Genomic DNA, 18,643 nt, shown 5'->3' with positions numbered 1-18,643 from the left:
AATTACTCAATTATTTTCTTCTCTTGTAATCTACTAAGATATCTATTAAAGTAATAGACGCATCTTCCATATCGTTTACGATACTATCGATTTTTGCGATAATGTAGTTATAAAAAACTTGAAGAATAATTGCAACAATAAGACCAAATACAGTGGTTAGAAGTGCTACTTTAATACCTCCTGCTACTAATGAAGGTTGCATATCTCCTGCGGCTTCAATTTTATCAAAGGCGTCAATCATCCCGATTACCGTACCCATAAACCCAAGCATTGGCGCTAAGGCAATAAATAAAGATACCCAAGAAACGTTTTTCTCTAATTGTCCCATTTGAACACCTCCATAAGATACCACTGCTTTTTCTGCAGCATCTATACTCTCGTCGGCTCTATCTAAACCTTGGTAATAGATGGAAGCAACAGGTCCTTTTGTATTTCTACAAACTTCCTTTGCAGCTTCAACTCCTCCGCTGTTTAAAGCATCTTCTACGTCTTGCGCTAACTTCTTAGAGTTCGTAGTAGAAAGGTTTAAGTAAATAATTCTCTCAATCGCAATGGCTAAACCAAGAATTAAACATAAAAGTACGATCCCCATAAAGCCGGCACCACCTTCTATAAAACGTTTTTTAAGCTCCTGATGAAAACCTAGGCTTTCTTCTCCCTGAGCCGCTGATCCTGCCTCATCGTTATCTTGTACAATATTCGAAGTTACGGCTGGCAATGTGTTTACACTATTAGTCGCGTTTGCAGTAAGGCCCCCAAAGACCATAATTGTTGCGATTACCAGAATAGAAAATAATCTTTTCATTACTTGTTGTCTTAATTAATTATTAGTTAAAGGTTTAAATATATAAAAATTTTTGTTCATTTTAAAAAGCAGAGAGGAAGGGATTCGAACCCTCGATACGCTATAAACGTATACACGCTTTCCAAGCGTGCGCCTTCGACCGCTCGGCCACCTCTCTATACACCGCTACGACTGCCGAAACGAAACGCTAAATAATAAAAAAAAATTAAGTCTCAAAAATAAGTGACGTTAATTTTATGCCATTTCTCCTCTTAGCGATGTTTCAAATATAGTCTTAAAGACTTTTCGAGACAAATCTTTTGGCAATAAATACATTAATTTGGCTACAGCAGCTTCCGTTGTCATGTCTTTTCCAGAAATTACACCTATCTTTTTGAGCTGCGTACTGGTCTCATAATGTCCCATAATCACACTGCCTCCAGCACATTGCGTCACATTTACAATTTTAATTTCGTTTTTTATCGCTTCCTTTAAGAGATTGATAAACCAATCTTCTGTACACGCATTTCCACTCCCATAAGTTTCTAAAACGATTGCTTTTAAGTTTTTTGCAGACAATATATGAGAAACCATCGCCTCATTTATTCCCGGAAAAAGCTTTAAAATGAATACATCATCTTCCAATTCTTTATGAACAATGAGGTTTTTTTTTCGATTAGGCTCCTTTAATTTAGGTTTATTCACCCATAAATTTACCCCAGATTCTGCTAACGCAGGATAATTTAAAGATGCAAAGGCGTGAAAGTTTTCAGAGTTTATTTTGGTAGTTCGGTTGGCTCTGTAGAGTTTATATTCAAAATACAAACCTATTTCAGTAATCACATTCTTACCATGTTCTTTTAAACCAGCCAACTGAATGGAGGTAATGAGATTCTCTTTCGCATCGGTTCTTAAATCTCCAATAGGCAACTGCGATCCCGTAAAAATAATAGGCTTATTAAGATTCTCTAACATAAAACTGATCGCTGAAGCGGAATAAGACATGGTATCACTTCCGTGCAAAACGACAAACCCATCATAAGCCTCATAATTCTCCTCAATCACCTCTACAATTTGCTTGTAATACTCGGGATTCATATTAGAAGAATCAATAGGCTCCTCAAAACTAACGGTATCTATGCTGTGCTCTAAGAGTTTCAACTCGGGGATATTTTGCAATAACTCATCAAAATTGAAGGCTACTAAGGCACCGGTTTCAAAATCTTTAATCATCCCAATAGTACCACCGGTATAAATCAATAAAATCTTAGAGTTATTTTCCTGCATTATTTATAGAGTTTAAAAACGTCTAACGCATTTTTTGACGTGATTCTTGCTATTTCTTCAACCGGCAAGTTATAAATTTCTGCTAGCTTTTCGGCCACATACACTACATAACTGCTTTCATTTCGCTTTCCGCGGAAGGGTTTTGGCGATAAATAAGGCGCATCGGTTTCCAATACGATATGTTTTGGATCGATATTTTCTAAAAACTGATCTATTTTTCCGTTTTTAAAGGTCACTACCCCGCCAATACCTAATTTCATTTGATAAGACAAAGCTTGTTTTGCTTGTGCTTCAGTTCCTGTAAAACAATGGAAAATTCCATAAAGCTTTTCGTCTTTTTCTTCTTCTAAGACTTCAAAAACTTCCTCAAAAGCATCCCGACAGTGAATTACAATGGGTAAATCTTTACTTTTCGCTAACTTAATTTGCTCCCTAAAAGCTTCTTGCTGAATTCCTAAAGTAGACTTGTCCCAATACAAATCGATTCCTATTTCGCCTACCGCACAAAAATCTCTTTCGGCAAATTGGTCTTTTACGTGCTGTAATTCTTCTTTATAATTTCCCTTAACGGAAGTAGGATGAAGTCCCATCATTAAATGCATTTCTTTGGGAAATTGTACTTCCAAATCGTACATCGACTGGGTGGTTTCTGAATCTATGGCGGGCAAAAAGAATTTCCCTACTCCTTTTTGTAGGGCACGTTGTACCATTTCTTGTCGGTCTTCCGCAAAAGCGTCACTATATAAATGGGTGTGGGTATCTATCAACTTCATAAAAGATTAATTTTTAAGCGAAACATGATTTGCAAAACTAATTGATTTTCTTCGGCTATCTTTGCCAAAAAAAGAAGAATGTCTACGTTACGAAAATTATTAAAAGAAAAAGAGTACATCCGCATTAAATTAAAGACCACCGCTACCAATCATTTAGAGGTGAAAGCGAAAATAAACGGAGTGGAAGGAAATTTTATCTTAGATACTGGCGCTTCCAGTTCTTGTGTAGGACTTGACACCGCCGAATATTTTAAACTCTTTACCGAAGATAGCGATGTAAAAGCGGCTGGAGCCGGCGCTACCGATATGCTGACACAAGTTTCAGTAAAAAACGAACTGAAGATTAAAGGTTGGAAAAAGAAGAAAATAAGCCTGGTTTTGTTTGACCTAAGCCACGTGAACCAAGCCTTAGAAAACCATAACGCCGACCAGGTACACGGCATCATTGGCGCCGACATGCTTGAAAAAGGAAAAGCCGTGATAGATTATAAAAACAAGTGTTTGTATTTGAAGTAAGTCGATTAATTAGAATCTAGAGCCTAGACCGCTAACCGCCCGTACCCTTTCGAGCGGGCGCTATTAGATATTAGACTCAATATCGAGCAACTACTAATCAAATACCGCATAAAATTCACTTCTTTTCAGTTCAGTATAGAAAAAAATAATTCAAATTTATAGAAACAAAAAAGCCGCTTTCAACTGATTGAAAGCGGCTTTATATATAATTATAGTTTACTTAAAGCTCTAAAGCTTTCTTTACTTTATTATCCATTAATAACTCTTCTGGGCTTTCTAAAGCTTCTTTAATCGCTACTAAGAAACCAACAGACTCTTTCCCGTCAATAATTCTATGGTCATAAGAAAGTGCTAAATACATCATAGGACGTATTTCTACTTCACCATCAATCGCCACAGGACGCTCAATGATATTATGCATTCCTAAAATCGCACTCTGTGGAGGATTAATAATAGGAGTTGAAAGCATAGATCCAAAAACACCTCCGTTAGAAATAGTAAAGGTACCACCTGTCATTTCATCTACAGTCAGTTTTCCATCTCTAGCTTTAAGCGCTAAGCGTTTTACTTCGCTTTCTACTCCTCTAAAAGTAAGGTTCTCTACATTTCTCATTACCGGCACCATTAATCCTTTAGGACCAGAAACCGCAATACTAATATCTTTAAAATCGTAAGAAATCATTTCCTTCCCGTCGATCATACTGTTAACCGCAGGATACATATCTAATGCTCTTACTACCGCCATGGTAAAGAAAGACATGAACCCAAGGCTTACCCCGTGCTTTTCTTTAAAGTCTTCTTTGTATTTCTTTCTTAAGTTAAAGATCGCTGACATATCGGCCTCGTTAAAGGTCGTTAACATCGCGGTTTCATTCTTAGCACTCACTAAACGTTCTGCTACTTTACGACGTAACATAGACATTCTTGATCTAGACTCTCCTCTGCTTCCATTTCCTGGAGTTCCCATAGAAGGATTTGCATTTACAGCATCTTCTTTTGTCACTCTTCCATTTTTACCTGAACCATCAACGTCTTTAGCGTCCATATCTTTTTCAGATAAAATCTTTTTAGCTGCTGGAGAAGGAGTTCCACTAGCGTAGTTTTTATCGTCTTGTTTTTGTTCTGGAGTTGAAGTTTTAGAAGGAGTTTCGGCTTTAGCTTCCGCTTTATCGTCTTCTTTCTTCTTATCTTCTTTCTCTTCCTTAACGTCTGTTTTTTCCTCTTTTTTATCAGAAGTGTCTTCTGAAGAATCGCTTCCTGGTTTTTTAGCCTCGGTATCAATTAAACATACCACTTCTCCAACCTGCACTGCATCTCCTTCTTCCGCCTTAAACGTAATGATACCACTTGCTTCTGCAGGCAATTCTAAGGTCGCCTTATCGCTATCAACTTCTGCTATTGCTTGGTCTTTTTCTACATAATCGCCATCTTCTACCAACCATTCTGCAATTTCAACTTCTGTAATCGACTCTCCCGGTGAAGGGACTTTCATTTCTAAAGCCATAATTTCTATTTATTTCGGAATCGTATTTTTAAAATTAATCATTTACTGTTTTATCGAAAACACTTTCGATAACTCTTGCGTGTCTTCTCTTAAATCTCGCAGAACTCCCTGCTGCAGGTGCTCCATAAAACTTTCTACTACAAACTCTAAACTTACGTGCATCGTCTAAATGCAACAATAAGTGACTCCAAGCTCCCATATTTCTTGGTTCTTCTTGAGCCCAAACGAGATCGTCTGCGTTTTCATATTTATTAATAATCTCTTTGATTCTAGCCGATGGCAATGGGAACAATTGCTCCAACCTTACCAAAGCTATATCGTCTCGTTCTAATTCTTCTCTTCTTGCCAATAGATCATAATAGAATTTCCCCATACAGAAAACTAAGGTTTTCACCTTTTCTGGGCTCATCTCTTTATCATCTATTAAAGTTTGGAAAGATCCTGTAGCTAATTCTTCTTTGGTAGAAGTAACCTTAGCGTGTCTTAATAAACTTTTTGGCGTAAATACGATTAAAGGCTTTCTAAAAGCCATTTTAATCTGTCTTCTTAACAGGTGATAGAAGTTAGCCGGAGTAGTACAGTTAGCCACATACATATTGTCTTTTGCACAAAGCTGTAAATACCTTTCCATTCTTGCCGAAGAGTGTTCTGCCCCCTGACCTTCATATCCGTGTGGAAGCAACATTACCAATCCGTTTTGCAATTTCCACTTATCCTCTGCGGCAGAAATATATTGGTCAATCATAATTTGCGCTCCATTACTGAAATCTCCAAACTGAGCTTCCCATATCGATAACACATTAGGATCTGCCATGGCATATCCATAATCAAAGCCAACTACACCATACTCTGAAAGTAAAGAATTGTAAATATAAAAATGCCCTTGCTCCTCTGAAATATGATTGTGCAAGTTCACTTCTTCTTCACTCTCTTCTACTTTTAAGACCGCATGCCTATGTGAAAACGTACCTCTTTCTACATCTTGCCCCGTCATTCTTACGTCATGTCCTTCTTCTAGTAAAGTACCATAAGCAAGCAGTTCTCCCATTGCCCAATCTAAGCTGTCTTTCTCAAAGTACATTTCACTTCTCGCATTGATTAACTTAGTCACTTTACGCAAGAATTTTTTATCTCCTGGAAGCGTTGTGATTTTCTTCGCTATGGCATCTAATTTATCTTGATCGTAGGTAGTATCTACGGTCTCCATCATATCAGCTTCTGTACCATAAGAATATCCTTCCCACTCTTCTTGCATAATTGGAGTAATAATGGTAGTTTCTTCTTTTCTAGAAATTTCTAGATCTCGCTCTAATCTGTCTTTATATTCTTTCTCAATTTCTTTCACATAACCTTCTTCAATAACTCCCTGCTCTATTAATTCTTCAGCGTAGATATCTCTAGGATTGCTATGCTTAGCAATTGCTTTGTATAATTTTGGTTGTGTAAATCTAGGTTCATCTCCTTCGTTATGACCATATTTTCTATAGCCTAACAGGTCGATAAACACATCTTTACCAAACTTCATTCTATAATCTAACGCAAACAACATCGCGTGAACTACCGCTTCTGCATCATCTGCATTTACGTGAAGTACTGGAGAAAGTGTTACCTTAGCTACATCTGTACAATAAGTAGAAGAACGCGCATCCAAATAGTTAGTGGTAAAACCAATCTGGTTATTAATCACAACATGAATACTTCCCTGTGTCTTATACCCATCTAACTGAGCCATTTGCACGGTTTCATAAACTACTCCTTGTCCGGCAATAGCGGCATCTCCATGAACAATAATAGGTAATACACTTTTTGGGTTATCCAAATAATGCCTGTCTTGCTTAGATCTTGCGATACCTTGCACTACTGGCGCTACGGTTTCTAAGTGAGATGGATTAGGAGCAATATTCAATAAAATTCCCTTTCCGCTGTCTGTTCTACGGCAAGAAGTCCACCCTAAGTGATACTTTACATCCCCGTCAAATACTTTTTGTTCGTAATCTTTACCATCAAATTCACCAAAAATATCTTTAGGATTTTTTCCGAAGATATTCGCTAGTGTACTTAATCGGCCTCTGTGAGCCATTCCCATTACAAATTCTTTTACTCCTTTTTCGGCTGCGCTTTCAATTAAGGCATCGATACCAGAAATAAAGCTTTCGCCTCCTTCTAGAGAGAATCTTTTTTGACCTACATATTTGGTGTGTAAAAAGGTCTCAAAAGAAACGGCTTCATTTAACTTCTTAAGAATTTGTATTTTTTCATCCTTAGAAAATCTAGGATGATTTTCGTTTATATTAAGTCGCTCTTGAATCCATTTGATTTCTTCTGGACTCTTAAGATACATATATTCTATCCCTATAGAGTGACAATAAATCCTATCTAAATGATTTATAATCTCTTTTAAGGTAGCTTTCCCTAATTTTAATATCTCTCCGGCTGAAAATTTAGTCTCTAAATCTTCTTTTGACAATCCAAAATTTTCGATTGCCAAGGTAGGCTCGTATTTTCTACGTTCCCGTACTGGGTTTGTTTTTGTAAACAAGTGCCCTCTGGATCTATATCCATCAATGAGTTGAACTACCCTAAACTCCTTAAAAACGTTTTCAGGGATATCTACTGCTTGATGAGAAGAGGTGTTGTTTGGTTGCGGTGTTGATTCGGTTTCTTCGCCATGAGACGATTTACCAAAGTCAAACCCTTGAAAAAAAGCTCTCCAACTAGGCTCTACACTATCGGGGAATTGCAGATATTGATCATATAACTCTGCAAAATATGCGGTATTGGCCGCATTTAGAAATGAAAATTGATCCATAAGAGGAATATACTGTTGTGTTTTAAAAACATTTCAAAAATACAATTTTTACTAAATATAGCGCGTCTCAAATTATAAAATTCTCTTATAATTGATAAGTTTTTACTGTTAGGATGTTTTTATATACCCAAGTAGACTTAAACCGACCTCGTCATCAGCAATTCTCCAAACTCTTTAAAGGGTTTTTTCTTAGTTTCAGAGATATTCATTTCCTCCAATACCTTAAATGCTTTTCGCGTGTACTTCTCTATTTCCGCTTTAGCTAGATTAGCCGCGCCGCTATCTACAAACAGCTGCTTTACCGTTTCTATCTTTTCCTGCGGATTTTGAGGAGAAATCGTGTATAAGTGCTCTAGTTGTTTTGCTTCGGCAGTAGAACTCTCTTCTAAGGTCTTTAAATAAAGGAAGGTTTTTTTGTTTTCAATAATATCTCCACCTATCTGTTTCCCAAAGGTTTCTGGATCTCCAAAGGCATCGAGGTAATCGTCTTGTAACTGAAACGCAATTCCCAACAAGCAACCATATTCATTGATTTGCTGCCTACAAGCATCTTTTGCATGAGCTACAATCGCTCCCATTTCTAGTGCTGCCCCCACCAGAACCGCAGTTTTGTATTTGATCATATGAAGGTATTCCTTTAAGTTAACATCATCACGCGTTTCAAAGTCTATATCATATTGTTGCCCTTCGCAAACCTCCATTGCCGTTTTACTAAACAACTTGGCCAGTTTCCTAAATTGCTCCCCTTCATAGTTTTCAAAAAGCTGGTAAGCATTAATCAACATCGCATCACCAGAAAGAATTCCTGTATTGATGTCCCATTTTTCATGCACTGTTTTTTTTCCTCTTCGCAAAGGCGCGTCATCCATAATATCATCGTGCACCAAAGAAAAATTATGAAAAATCTCTACTGCCAAAGCAGCATCTAAGGCTTTTTGAGAAGTAGAACCGAAAGCCTCTGCAGACATCAACACCAAAATAGGACGCAATCTTTTACCTCCTAGATGAAGGATATAATGCATGGGTTCATATAAATTTTCAGGTTCCTTATGAGTTAGTTTGCTTTCTAAATAGGTTAAAAACTCTTTCCTATACACATTAATATCTTTCATGCTTTTGATAAAATTTTCAGCTAAAATACCATAATTGTACTTATTTTAAGCCTGCTATAGCTTACTTTTTATACTTACTCCCCTTCTCTCTTCAAAACCCTTACTTTTCTCTTCATTCAGCAGGAAGGTAGAGAATCATAAATTTAGCATAAAAACTAAGAAAACTTTACGGGTATTAAAAGTTTCTGTTATACTTTTGCGCCGATTATGAGAGAAAAGATTTTAAATAAGGCTACTGAAATGTTTTTAGACCTAGGGTTTAAAAGCGTTACTATGGATGATATTGCCGAAAATTTAGGCATATCGAAGAAAACAATCTATGCGCATTACAAAACCAAATCTAAATTGGTAGAGGCGTGCTCCATAGAATTATACAACAGCATTACAGAAGGTATTGACGAGATCATTGCTGAAGAGCTTAACCCCATCAATGAAATTTTATGTATTCACCAATACATTCTAAAACGTTTACGCGAAGAAAAATCATCACCACAGTACCAATTAAAAAAATACTACCCCAATATCGATAAGAATTTACGTCTTAACAAGATGGTTCGCATGAAGGAATGTGTGGTCTGCAACCTCAACAGAGGTGTAAAAGAAGGGCTTTATAGAAAAGACATTCGAGTAGATATTGTATATCGTTTTTATTATATGATGCTTGAAGGCATTAAAAACAGTGAGTATTTCCCCGAAGAAAACTATCCTACCTCCTTTTTAGTTAAGCATTTTTTAGATTATCATATTCGCGGAATCGTTTCTGCAAAAGGACAAGTCATCTTAGAAAAACTAGCAAAAAACCCAATTCATGAAAATTAAACTCACCTGTTTATTATTTCTCGTTTCCTTTTCTTTCTTCGCTCAAGAGAAACAAAAGGAATATAGCTTTAGCCTAGATGAAGCTATAGAACGCGCCTTAGACAGTAGCTATAACGCCATTAATGCAAGAAGAGATATTGAAATTGCCTTAAAGAAAAAGTGGGAAACTACGGCAGATGGTCTTCCTCAAATTGAGGCCAATGTGGATTACCAAAATAGTTTAAAACGCCCTGTACAATTACTCCCTGCAGAAATTACTGGAGGTCCTCCAGGGACTTTCATTCCTATTCAATTTGGGACTAAGCAAAACCTTAGCGCTACGGCAACTGCTACGCAACTTATTTTTGACGGTTCATACCTTGTGGCTATAAGGGCTTCTCGTACTTTTTTAAATTACACGAACACCAATGCGCAAAAAACCGCTTTGGAGATAAGGAAAAGTGTGATTGATGCCTACGGAAATGTGCTTCTTGCGCAAGAACTGGTAGACATCCTAGAGAGCAATCAAACTACGCTTCAAAAAAACTATGACGAGACCAAGAAGATTTTTGAAAATGGATTGCAAGAAGAAGAAGCCGTAGAGCAAATACAAATTACGTTATTGCAAATTACCAATCAATTGAATAATGCCAAAAGACTGGTGGTGATTACAGAAGATATGCTCAATCTTACGCTGGGAATTCCCTTAAAGAACGACATCACTCTAACCGATGATTTAGATAATCTAGCTGAAGAAAACATTAGTCTTGAACTCATGAACGTGGACCCTACGATCGAGGAGAATGTAGATTATCAACTGGCTCAAAACCTTATTGAGCAAAGAGAACATGAATTCAACTTAGAGCGTGCAAAAGCATTACCCAGCCTTAGTACGTTTATCAATTACGGAACTACTGGAAACAGTGAAACCTTCAGCTTTTTAACTAATGACCAAGAATGGTATCAATCTTCCATCTGGGGCGTAAGTCTTAACATTCCTATTTTTAGTTCTCTTAAGAGAAGCGCAAGAACCGCACAAGCCAGAATTGCTTTAGAACAAGCGCAAACGCAATTTGAACAATCTAAAGAACAAATACGCTTGCAGATGAACAAAGCAAAAAACGATTATCAATTTGCGATTGAAAACTACCGTACGGCAAAACAAAATTTAAAATTGGCAGAACGTATCGAAAACAAAAATCAGATTAAGTTCTCTGAAGGTCTTGCTACTAGTTTTGAACTTCGCCAAGCCCAAACACAATTATACCAAACCCAACAAGAGTTTTTAGAATCTATGCTAGAAGTATTGAACTCTAAAGCAGAACTAGAAACCGTTTTAAATACACCTAACATAAGCATTAGCAATCCATAATCATCATGAAAAAGACAATTTTAACTTTATGTATAGCAGCAAGTCTTTTTTCTTGCGGAGAGAAAGAAAAATCGATAGATGATGTCATCGATACCGGGGAAATTTCTCAAATAAAAGCCAAAAAATCGGAGTTAACCTCTAAGCAAACCAAGCTTAAAGCGGAAATAGAAAAGCTTAACCAAGAAATTGAAAAGTTAGATACGGTAAGCCGAAGTGTTTTGGTTTCCATAGAAAAGTTACAAGACAGCGTTTTTAAGCATTATGTAGAAATACAAGGAGATGTAGAAACCGATAAAAATATTATTCTTTACCCTGAATTTTCTGGAGTTTTATCAAAAATCTATATTAAAGAAGGCGATAACGTAAAGAAGGGACAAATTCTAGCCAAGATTGACGATGGCGGTTTATCCAGCCAGTTAGCACAATCTGAAACACAATTAGCTTTAGCAGAAACCACGTTTGAGCGTCAAGGAAGACTTTGGGATCAAAAAATTGGATCAGAAATTCAATTCTTGGAAGCCAAAACCAATTTTGATGCGATGAAAAATTCAGTGAACCAATTAAGAGCTCAATTGGCTAAAACTACCGTTAAGGCTCCGTTTTCTGGAACAATAGACAAGGTATTTTCAGATCAAGGAGAAGTGGTTTCTCCGGGTGCCAATCAGCTTTTTAGATTAGTGAATTTAGATGAAATGTACATCGTAGCCGAAGTGCCAGAAACTTACCTAGGAAAAATCCGTAAAGGAAGTGACGTAAAAGTAGTTTTAAGTTCTATTGGAAAAGAGTTTGAAGGGAAGGTAGAGAAAGTTTCTAATTACATCAACCCCAACAACAGGAGTTTTGAAATCCGCATAAGCGTTCCTAATAGCAATGGAGCGGTAAAACCTAACCTTATTGCTACCGTAAAATTAAATGATTATACGGCGACCAATGCCATTACAATTCCGCAGAATATCTTACAAGAAAATTCTAAAGGAGAAAAAATTGCTTACCTGTTTGAAAGTAAAGACGGTAATAAAGGCGTTGCTGAAAAAATTATCGTAGAAACCGGGTTAAGTTATGACAACAAAATTGAAGTAACCAAAGGTCTAGAAAGCGGCCAAACTATTATTGTAGAAGGCACGAGAACGATTAGAGACGGTCAAGAAGTTAAAACTAAACAATAGTTATGTCTAATAAAAACACCTATAAAGAATTCCCTATATCTTCTTGGGCCATTAGTAATAAAATGACCGTTTACGTCATTATCGCTATTGTTCTCTTGGGCGGCTTACTCTCATACTACAGTATGCCTAGGGAGGCTTTTCCAGAAATTGTTGAGACCAAGATTTATGTAAGCTCTGTTAACCCGGGGAACTCGGCTGAAGATGTAGAGAAATTTATTACAGAACCGCTCGAGGAAGAGTTTAAAGATATTGCTGGGGTAAAAGAAATTACGTCTACCACCCTACAAGATTACTCTATTATTATTGTAGAGTTTGAAGAAGATGTTCCTGTACAGGATGCTAAAATTAATGTAAAGGATAAAGTAGATTTAAGTAAAGCAGAGACTACGTGGCCTACTTTAGACAATGGTGCCAAAGTAGAACCCAATGTGTTTGACCTCAATATATCTGAGGAGATGCCCATTTTAAACATTAATGTTACGGGAAACTATACGGTACCTCAGCTTAAAGATTATGCCGAATATTTACAGGATAGAATAGAACTTTTACCCCAAATTAAAGAAGCCACCGTTCGTGGAGCCGAAGATAAAGAGGTAGAAATTGCAGTAGATATTTATAAAATGACGGCATCAAAAGTAAGTTTTGATGACATTATTAACGCCGTAAAATATGAAAACAAAACCATTTCTGGAGGGAATATTACCCAAAACGGGGTACAAAAAAACATTCGGGTTACTGGGGAAATAAATAACCCTAAAGAGCTAGAAGGCATTATCGTAAAGAGAGAAGGTGGTACTATTTACTTAAGAGATATTGCCAATATCAATTTTAAAGAGAAAGACGCTACCACATTCGCTAGAGAATATGGCGAGCCTGTAGTGATGCTCGATGTAAAAAAACGAGCAGGAAAGAATATGATCGAAGCCGTAGAGCAAATTAAAGATCTAATCGCGCAAGAGAAGGAGGACTATTTCCCAGAAGGCTTACACATCTCGCTTACCAACGATCAATCTATTAAAACCGAAAACCAAGTAAACGATTTGGTTAACAACATTATTTTTGGGGTAATTTTAGTGGTTGGCGTTCTTATGTTCTTTCTAGGCTTTAGAAACGCATTATTCGTAGGGATAGCCATTCCGCTATCTATGTTTTTATCCTTTATCGTTCTTTCCGGTTTAGGCTACACGCTAAATACCATGGTATTATTCGCCTTGGTAATGGGATTAGGAATGCTGGTAGATAATGGGATTGTGGTAGTAGAAAACGTATATACCTTAATGAGTCAAGGGGTGCCAAGAATTAAAGCAGCAAAAGAAGGTTTGGGTGAAATCGCCTGGCCTATTATTGCTTCTACGGCAACGACTTTGGCTGCATTTTTCCCCTTGGGATTATGGCCAGGAACGATTGGTAAGTTTATGGTAATTTTTCCCATCACCCTTTCTATCGTATTAAGTTCCTCCTTATTTGTGGCTTTGGTCATCAATTCCATGCTTACTTCTCAATTTATGAAGGTAGAAGAAGAGGATGTAAAAAGAAAAAGAGCGATTACGATTACGGCTGTTTTAGTAATTGCAGGACTTATCTCCTTAATTATGGGATTTGTAACCGATTCTGGTTTCCTAAGAGCAATGGGGAACTTAGCCATCTTAGCAGCAATTTTACTGTGGGTTTACCGTTTATTTTTGGCCAAAGCCGTAGATTACTTTCAGTATAAGTCTTTAAAAAAGTTAGAAGATTTTTATGAACGTTTCTTAAAATTCGCTTTACGCGGAAGAAAAGCTTACGTGTTTTTCTTTGGAACCTTTATCATGCTCATCCTAAGTTTTGTGCTTATTGGTTTGGTACAACCCAATGTATTGTTTTTTCCAGAGAACCAACCTAATCAGATTATCACTTACATCGAATATCCTGAAGGTACCGATATTGAAAAAACTAATCAGCTAACTAAGGAGATTGAAACCAAAGTTTATGCTGCCATCAAAAAGTACGAAGATGAGGATGGTTACAATTATATGGTAGAATCGGCTATTTCTCAAGTAGGACAAGGTGCTGGGAATCCACAAACCGATGGCGGACAGCAAAACGAAATGCCACACAAAGGAAAAATTACACTTTCTATGCGAGAGTTTAACCTTAGGCGCGGCGTAAAAAGTAGTACGGTCTTGACAGAAGTAAGAGATGCGGTTAAAGGTTTCCCAGGAGCTTCGGTCATCGTAGAAAAAGACGCAGCCGGACCTCCTTCAGGATATCCTATTAATCTAGAGATTACGGGAGAAGACTATGATAAGATGCTCGCTGAAGCGGAAGACATTCGTACTTATATTCAAAATCTTAATATTGATGGGATTGAAGAGTTGAAAATTGATATCAACAAGGCAAAACCAGAGGTAGATGTTACTGTAGATCGTAACAAAGCGGGGAGATTAGGAATAAACTCTTCACAAGTAGGTCAAACTTTACGTAGAGCAATTTACGGAGAAGAAATTTCTACCTACAAAGAAGGAGATGACGATTACGAAATCAACGTAAGGTTTCAGGAGGACATTAGGTACAATGAAAATGCGCTTTTCAACCAGCCTATTACCTTTAAGAATCAAAATACGGGAGAGATTGTGCAAGTGCCTATTTCCACCTTAGTGAAAAAAGAGCAAACTTCTACTTTTAGTGCTATTAAAAGAAAAGATTTAAAGAGAGTGATCACCATTTACTCCAATGTACTTAACGACTACAATGGCGGAGAAATTGTAAAACACTTAAAGTCTGAACTTAAAAATTACGAAATTCCTAGCGACATTAGTTATAAGTTTACAGGAGAAGAAGAAGAGAAAGAAGATAATATGGCTTTCTTGGTAAAAGCGCTTATGATTGCCCTTGGCGGAATTTTACTCATCTTGGTAGCACAATTCAACTCGCTCTCAAAACCTATCATTATTTTAATGGCGGTAGTTTTGAGTTTAGCTGGAGTATTCTTAGGGCTTATCGTTTTCCAAATGGATTTTGTGATTATTATGACCATGATGGGAATTATTTCCTTGGCGGGAATTGTGGTAAACAACGCCATTGTACTCATTGATTATACTCAAATTCTCATAGATCGTAAAAAACAAGACCTCAGCATAGAAGACGAAGATCTTTTAACGAGAAAAGAGTATTTCGAAGTGATTGTAGCGGGAGGAAAATCTCGTCTAAGACCAGTATTGCTTACGGCAATTACTACAGTTTTAGGTTTAATTCCGTTGGCGGTTGGTTTAAACATTGATTTCTTTTCTTTGTTCACAGATTATGACCCTAAAGTATTTATTGGAGGAGACAACGTGATCTTCTGGGGGCCTTTAGCGTGGACTGTAATCTTCGGATTGGTTTTCGCGACCTTCTTAACTTTAATTATCGTTCCGGTAATGTTCTACTTGAGCAACCGAGCAAAAATTAGATTTAGAAAAAAGAGAGGCAAAGAATTACGAACTTCTTAATTAAAGAAGCTAAAGCATAAAGCTACAGAGGCAGAGTTAAAACTAACCATTTTAAGTCTGCCTCTTTTTATTTTCCGTAGAATCTATTCCATTAGCTCACATTTATACATTTAAGACATTCTTCAAAAAAGAATTATGTTTGTATAAACTTAACCTCAGCTTATGAAACATTTTTTACTCAGCGCTCTTTTTGTTTTATTAAGTATTATCTCCGTTCATAGTCAAACCACAAAAAAGGTTTTATTTATTGGGAATAGTTATACTTCCGTAAACAATTTACCTTTATTGGTAGAAGAAATGGCAAACAATACCGACGATATTTTAATTCGCGATGCGAACACCCCAGGAGGTTACCGATTCATGGATCACGCTAGCAATACGAACACGCTAGATAAAATAAATACAGACGATTGGGATTATGTGGTTTTGCAGGCTCAAAGTCAGGAAACTTCTTTGAGCGAGACGCAAATGGAAAACGAGGTATATCCTTACGCAGCTTCTTTAAGCGACGCGATTAGAGCCAATAATGAATGTTCTCAACCTCTATTTTACATGACTTGGGGTAGGGAAAATGGAGATGCTAGTAATTGTGAATATTTACCGTGGGTATGTACTTATGAAGATATGGATGATGCTATTCGTGATACCTATATGTATATGACAGAAGACAATGATGCAGAGGTTACTCCTGCAGGTGCCGTATGGAGGTATCTACGAGAGAATCACCCATTCATCAACTTATATTCGAGCGACAGCTCACATCCTTCTCTAGCGGGTTCTTATGCCACAGCCTGCGCTTTTTATACGATGATTTATAAAAAAGATCCTAGTTTAATTACTTGGGATTCTAGTTTACCTGCGGCCGATGCCAATACGATAAGATTGGCCACTAAGACTATAGTATACGACGAAATTACGGATTGGGATTTTACGATCAATCCAGCACTTTCAGATTTTACCGAAACCATAAACGATACCGAAGTTAATTTTACCAATACCAGCAACGATTACGATGCTGTAGTATGGGATTTTGGTGACAGCAACACGTCTACAAATGATAGTCCGGTTCATAACTATACCGCAACCGGAGAGTATATAGTGACATTAACCACAACCAAATGCGGTAAAAGCCATACTAAAACCAAAAGCATTACTATAGCTAATTTAAGTCTTGAGAACGTTGGGATGCGAGAGGTACGTCTTTACCCTAATCCTGCTTCGACTTTTATTTCACTAAAGTGGAAAGAGAGTTATAAGCAAGTCAAAATTTCTATTGCTGACCTTAACGGAAAAAAAATTACGCATCAAACTGCAAACGCTTCCGCGGAAGCTAGCATAGATATTTCTAAGCTTCCTCAAGGCATGTACTTTATAAAGATAACTACAGAAGCTGCTTCTTACACGTCTAAATTTATAAAGAAGTAAGTTTTACTTCCGTAAAGAAGAAATTAATATCAGCCTTAAAAGCAAACCACAAAAAAAGCTTCCGTTTATCGGAAGCTTTTTTTATAAATCTATGTGGGTATCACTTAGTTTATTCCGCTAAGTTTATAGGTTAGCCCAACTCCCAATACTTCTCTCACCTGAAATCCTTTAACGGCGTTATCATCATAAATCGCTTGAAGAATGAAGCTAGCAGAAAGAAAATCGTTGATCTTCATATTGATATTTCCTGTATAATCGATATCTACATTTTGAGGATCTTCTAAATAGTTAGCATATAAGCTTAAGATATTTTCAAAAGTAACATTCTCTACCAACTTGAATTTTGCGTAAGCACTTATAGATGCGCCAAATTCAAATCTTGTTGATTCTCCCTGATCTACTCCGTAGTAATCACCATCTGTATATCCTGGAGTACTTGTAAAAGCATCATCTACAAAAATAAGTCTTGCTGTTGCTGGAGCGATGTTTACACTTAAGTTATCATCCTTTTTCCATAACATGCCAGGTCCTGCTTGTAAATAACCCGGAGATAAGAAATGAGTAGTTTCTGTTCTTATTTCTTCTTGTCCTATTACATCTCCAGAGATAGGATCTAAAACGTCTACATCACTATACTCGTAACCTTTAGAGAATTGAGTTTTAAAGTTTAAGAAAAAAGAGTAATACCAATTAGATTCGTTGACCTGCTTCCCTACGATAGAATTTAGCTCTAGACGATCATTGGTTTTACGCGTAAATTCTTGATCCTTACTTTTAGTAAGTCCGTAATCTGCTAATAATCTATTGTCCCAAGTAATGTCTTCTTTTTTGTAATTTAACTCATAAGTTAGGTTAAGATTTCCAGCATAGTTAGAAGTACCTCCTCCTTGCCATTCATTATTAAAAGCCGCTTGATTAAACAATAAAGAAACGTCTCCAGAACCTACCCAACCATCTGGTCTTTCTTCTTTCTCCTCTTCTTGAGCGTAAATAACTTGATTGGCTGTAAACAGCACTAAGAGACTAAATAATACTTTTTTCATGTCGCAATAATTAATTTTCAAATTTGCGGCAAACATAAGTGTTTTAGCAATTTAAGGAAATAAATTTAAGACAATTTTGGCTTTTTGTAGAGAGGAACGGAAGAACAAGCCTCACCAAACATCAAACTCTTAACCATAGGTTGCAGGTATTGAGCCAAAAGTAAATAGGCATTTTCTGGCACAGGCTTACTACTACAGCCTTTAATTATCACCATTTTATCTTTTAAGTGAGACCAATCTTCTTGTTGCAGTTTTTCTGCATATAGAATAGACTCTAAAGCTGGTAAATCACCTACTACTATTTTTTTTGCATAAGGCTGAAGGTAGGTCGTGATTAAAATGTAAGCCCACGAAGGAATAATAGCATCCGTACTGCAAGAAAGTGCTACCAACGTGTTATTGTATACTGACCAATCATACTCTTTTAAGGTAGCCCTAAACTCTTTTTCACGAAGCACAAAGCCTTCATAAAGCCATTGACTAATGTCAATCTGCTCTCGGTTACCCGCTAAATAGTAATCTTCTAAATTAACCGTAATTAATTTACTGTTGGCGACTTTATTGATGATTTCGTCCATAAATAA

Annotated in this window: 14 protein-coding genes and 1 tRNA gene; 6 read left to right on the top strand and 9 right to left on the bottom strand. The window is 36.8% G+C overall.

Features of this window, described 5'->3' with window-relative positions; all coding sequences use genetic code 11:
• Window positions 1-10: 10 nt before the first annotated feature.
• From RBU60_RS02065 to RBU60_RS02050, 4 genes are all read right to left on the bottom strand, one after another.
• Window positions 11-805 (bottom strand): MotA/TolQ/ExbB proton channel family protein, encoded by a 795-nt coding sequence (locus RBU60_RS02065; RefSeq protein ID WP_308862965.1) that lies wholly within the window; start codon window positions 803-805, stop codon window positions 11-13.
• Window positions 806-874: 69 nt separating this feature from the next.
• Window positions 875-962 (bottom strand) — tRNA-Ser (locus tag RBU60_RS02060).
• Between the two features lie 77 nt (window positions 963-1,039).
• Window positions 1,040-2,071 (bottom strand): asparaginase, encoded by a 1,032-nt coding sequence (locus tag RBU60_RS02055; protein ID WP_308862964.1) that lies wholly within the window; start codon window positions 2,069-2,071, stop codon window positions 1,040-1,042.
• Window positions 2,071-2,844 carry a TatD family hydrolase gene (locus RBU60_RS02050; protein ID WP_308862963.1) on the bottom strand — a complete coding sequence of 258 codons (774 nt, stop codon included), beginning with the start codon at window positions 2,842-2,844 and terminating at the stop codon, window positions 2,071-2,073. The genes RBU60_RS02055 and RBU60_RS02050 overlap by 1 nt, the downstream gene beginning before the upstream one ends.
• A gap of 78 nt (window positions 2,845-2,922) precedes the next feature.
• On the opposite strand from RBU60_RS02050, the gene RBU60_RS02045 reads away from it, so the two are divergent.
• On the top strand, window positions 2,923-3,360 hold the full coding sequence (locus RBU60_RS02045; protein WP_308862962.1) for a retropepsin-like aspartic protease: 438 nt from the start codon (window positions 2,923-2,925) through the stop codon (window positions 3,358-3,360).
• Between the two features lie 220 nt (window positions 3,361-3,580).
• On the opposite strand, the gene odhB is transcribed toward RBU60_RS02045, so the two are convergent.
• The 3 genes from odhB to RBU60_RS02030 all read right to left on the bottom strand — a co-directional run bounded on the left by odhB (window position 3,581) and on the right by RBU60_RS02030 (window position 8,785).
• On the bottom strand, window positions 3,581-4,864 hold the full coding sequence (gene odhB / locus RBU60_RS02040; protein WP_308862961.1) for a 2-oxoglutarate dehydrogenase complex dihydrolipoyllysine-residue succinyltransferase: 1,284 nt from the start codon (window positions 4,862-4,864) through the stop codon (window positions 3,581-3,583).
• A gap of 34 nt (window positions 4,865-4,898) precedes the next feature.
• On the bottom strand, window positions 4,899-7,673 hold the full coding sequence (locus tag RBU60_RS02035; protein WP_308862960.1) for a 2-oxoglutarate dehydrogenase E1 component: 2,775 nt from the start codon (window positions 7,671-7,673) through the stop codon (window positions 4,899-4,901).
• Between the two features lie 137 nt (window positions 7,674-7,810).
• A complete protein-coding gene (locus tag RBU60_RS02030; protein WP_308862959.1) occupies window positions 7,811-8,785 on the bottom strand; it encodes a polyprenyl synthetase family protein in 975 nt (324 codons plus the stop codon).
• Between the two features lie 207 nt (window positions 8,786-8,992).
• Here RBU60_RS02030 and RBU60_RS02025 point away from each other — a divergent pair, with 207 nt between their 5' ends.
• The 5 genes from RBU60_RS02025 to RBU60_RS02005 all read left to right on the top strand — a co-directional run bounded on the left by RBU60_RS02025 (window position 8,993) and on the right by RBU60_RS02005 (window position 17,016).
• Window positions 8,993-9,604, top strand: coding sequence for a TetR/AcrR family transcriptional regulator (locus RBU60_RS02025; protein WP_308862958.1), 612 nt, complete (start codon window positions 8,993-8,995; stop codon window positions 9,602-9,604).
• Window positions 9,594-10,955 carry a TolC family protein gene (locus RBU60_RS02020; protein ID WP_308862957.1) on the top strand — a complete coding sequence of 454 codons (1,362 nt, stop codon included), beginning with the start codon at window positions 9,594-9,596 and terminating at the stop codon, window positions 10,953-10,955. The genes RBU60_RS02025 and RBU60_RS02020 overlap by 11 nt, the downstream gene beginning before the upstream one ends.
• A gap of 5 nt (window positions 10,956-10,960) precedes the next feature.
• Window positions 10,961-12,121: an efflux RND transporter periplasmic adaptor subunit gene (locus RBU60_RS02015; RefSeq protein WP_308862956.1), complete on the top strand. Its 1,161-nt coding sequence runs from the start codon at window positions 10,961-10,963 to the stop codon at window positions 12,119-12,121.
• 2 nt (window positions 12,122-12,123) lie between these two features.
• Complete coding sequence (locus tag RBU60_RS02010; protein ID WP_308862955.1) at window positions 12,124-15,591, top strand: efflux RND transporter permease subunit; 3,468 nt, start codon at window positions 12,124-12,126, stop codon at window positions 15,589-15,591.
• Between the two features lie 162 nt (window positions 15,592-15,753).
• A complete protein-coding gene (locus RBU60_RS02005; RefSeq protein WP_308862954.1) occupies window positions 15,754-17,016 on the top strand; it encodes a T9SS type A sorting domain-containing protein in 1,263 nt (420 codons plus the stop codon).
• Between the two features lie 104 nt (window positions 17,017-17,120).
• Here RBU60_RS02005 and RBU60_RS02000 read toward each other — a convergent pair whose 3' ends face one another.
• A complete protein-coding gene (locus RBU60_RS02000) occupies window positions 17,121-18,059 on the bottom strand; it encodes a DUF3078 domain-containing protein (RefSeq protein WP_308862953.1) in 939 nt (312 codons plus the stop codon).
• 65 nt (window positions 18,060-18,124) lie between these two features.
• The gene (locus RBU60_RS01995; protein WP_308862952.1) at window positions 18,125-18,637 is read right to left on the bottom strand and encodes a DUF2480 family protein; all 513 of its coding nucleotides are present in this window, start codon (window positions 18,635-18,637) and stop codon (window positions 18,125-18,127) included.
• Between the last annotated feature and the right edge of the window lie 6 nt (window positions 18,638-18,643).

This window comes from Mesonia profundi, assembly GCF_031085155.1.
GTDB classification, from domain to species: Bacteria; Bacteroidota; Bacteroidia; order Flavobacteriales; family Flavobacteriaceae; genus Mesonia; species Mesonia profundi.
Note: the sequence above shows the minus strand (reverse complement) of the source record. Positions and strands in the feature narration are given on the sequence as shown.

What these genes read in the sequence shown, in the direction of transcription:
- RBU60_RS02020 (WP_308862957.1), top strand. Translation starts at nt 9,594, where the DNA reads ATGAAAATTAAACTCACCTGTTTATTATTTCTCGTTTCCTTTTCTTTC.
- RBU60_RS02005 (WP_308862954.1), top strand. Translation starts at nt 15,754, where the DNA reads ATGAAACATTTTTTACTCAGCGCTCTTTTTGTTTTATTAAGTATTATC.
- RBU60_RS02025 (WP_308862958.1), top strand. Translation starts at nt 8,993, where the DNA reads ATGAGAGAAAAGATTTTAAATAAGGCTACTGAAATGTTTTTAGACCTA.
- RBU60_RS02055 (WP_308862964.1), bottom strand. Translation starts at nt 2,071, where the DNA reads ATGCAGGAAAATAACTCTAAGATTTTATTGATTTATACCGGTGGTACT.
- odhB (WP_308862961.1), bottom strand. Translation starts at nt 4,864, where the DNA reads ATGGCTTTAGAAATGAAAGTCCCTTCACCGGGAGAGTCGATTACAGAA.
- RBU60_RS02050 (WP_308862963.1), bottom strand. Translation starts at nt 2,844, where the DNA reads ATGAAGTTGATAGATACCCACACCCATTTATATAGTGACGCTTTTGCG.
- RBU60_RS02035 (WP_308862960.1), bottom strand. Translation starts at nt 7,673, where the DNA reads ATGGATCAATTTTCATTTCTAAATGCGGCCAATACCGCATATTTTGCA.
- RBU60_RS02000 (WP_308862953.1), bottom strand. Translation starts at nt 18,059, where the DNA reads ATGAAAAAAGTATTATTTAGTCTCTTAGTGCTGTTTACAGCCAATCAA.
- RBU60_RS02065 (WP_308862965.1), bottom strand. Translation starts at nt 805, where the DNA reads ATGAAAAGATTATTTTCTATTCTGGTAATCGCAACAATTATGGTCTTT.
- RBU60_RS02045 (WP_308862962.1), top strand. Translation starts at nt 2,923, where the DNA reads ATGTCTACGTTACGAAAATTATTAAAAGAAAAAGAGTACATCCGCATT.
- RBU60_RS02030 (WP_308862959.1), bottom strand. Translation starts at nt 8,785, where the DNA reads ATGAAAGATATTAATGTGTATAGGAAAGAGTTTTTAACCTATTTAGAA.
- RBU60_RS01995 (WP_308862952.1), bottom strand. Translation starts at nt 18,637, where the DNA reads ATGGACGAAATCATCAATAAAGTCGCCAACAGTAAATTAATTACGGTT.
- RBU60_RS02015 (WP_308862956.1), top strand. Translation starts at nt 10,961, where the DNA reads ATGAAAAAGACAATTTTAACTTTATGTATAGCAGCAAGTCTTTTTTCT.
- RBU60_RS02010 (WP_308862955.1), top strand. Translation starts at nt 12,124, where the DNA reads ATGTCTAATAAAAACACCTATAAAGAATTCCCTATATCTTCTTGGGCC.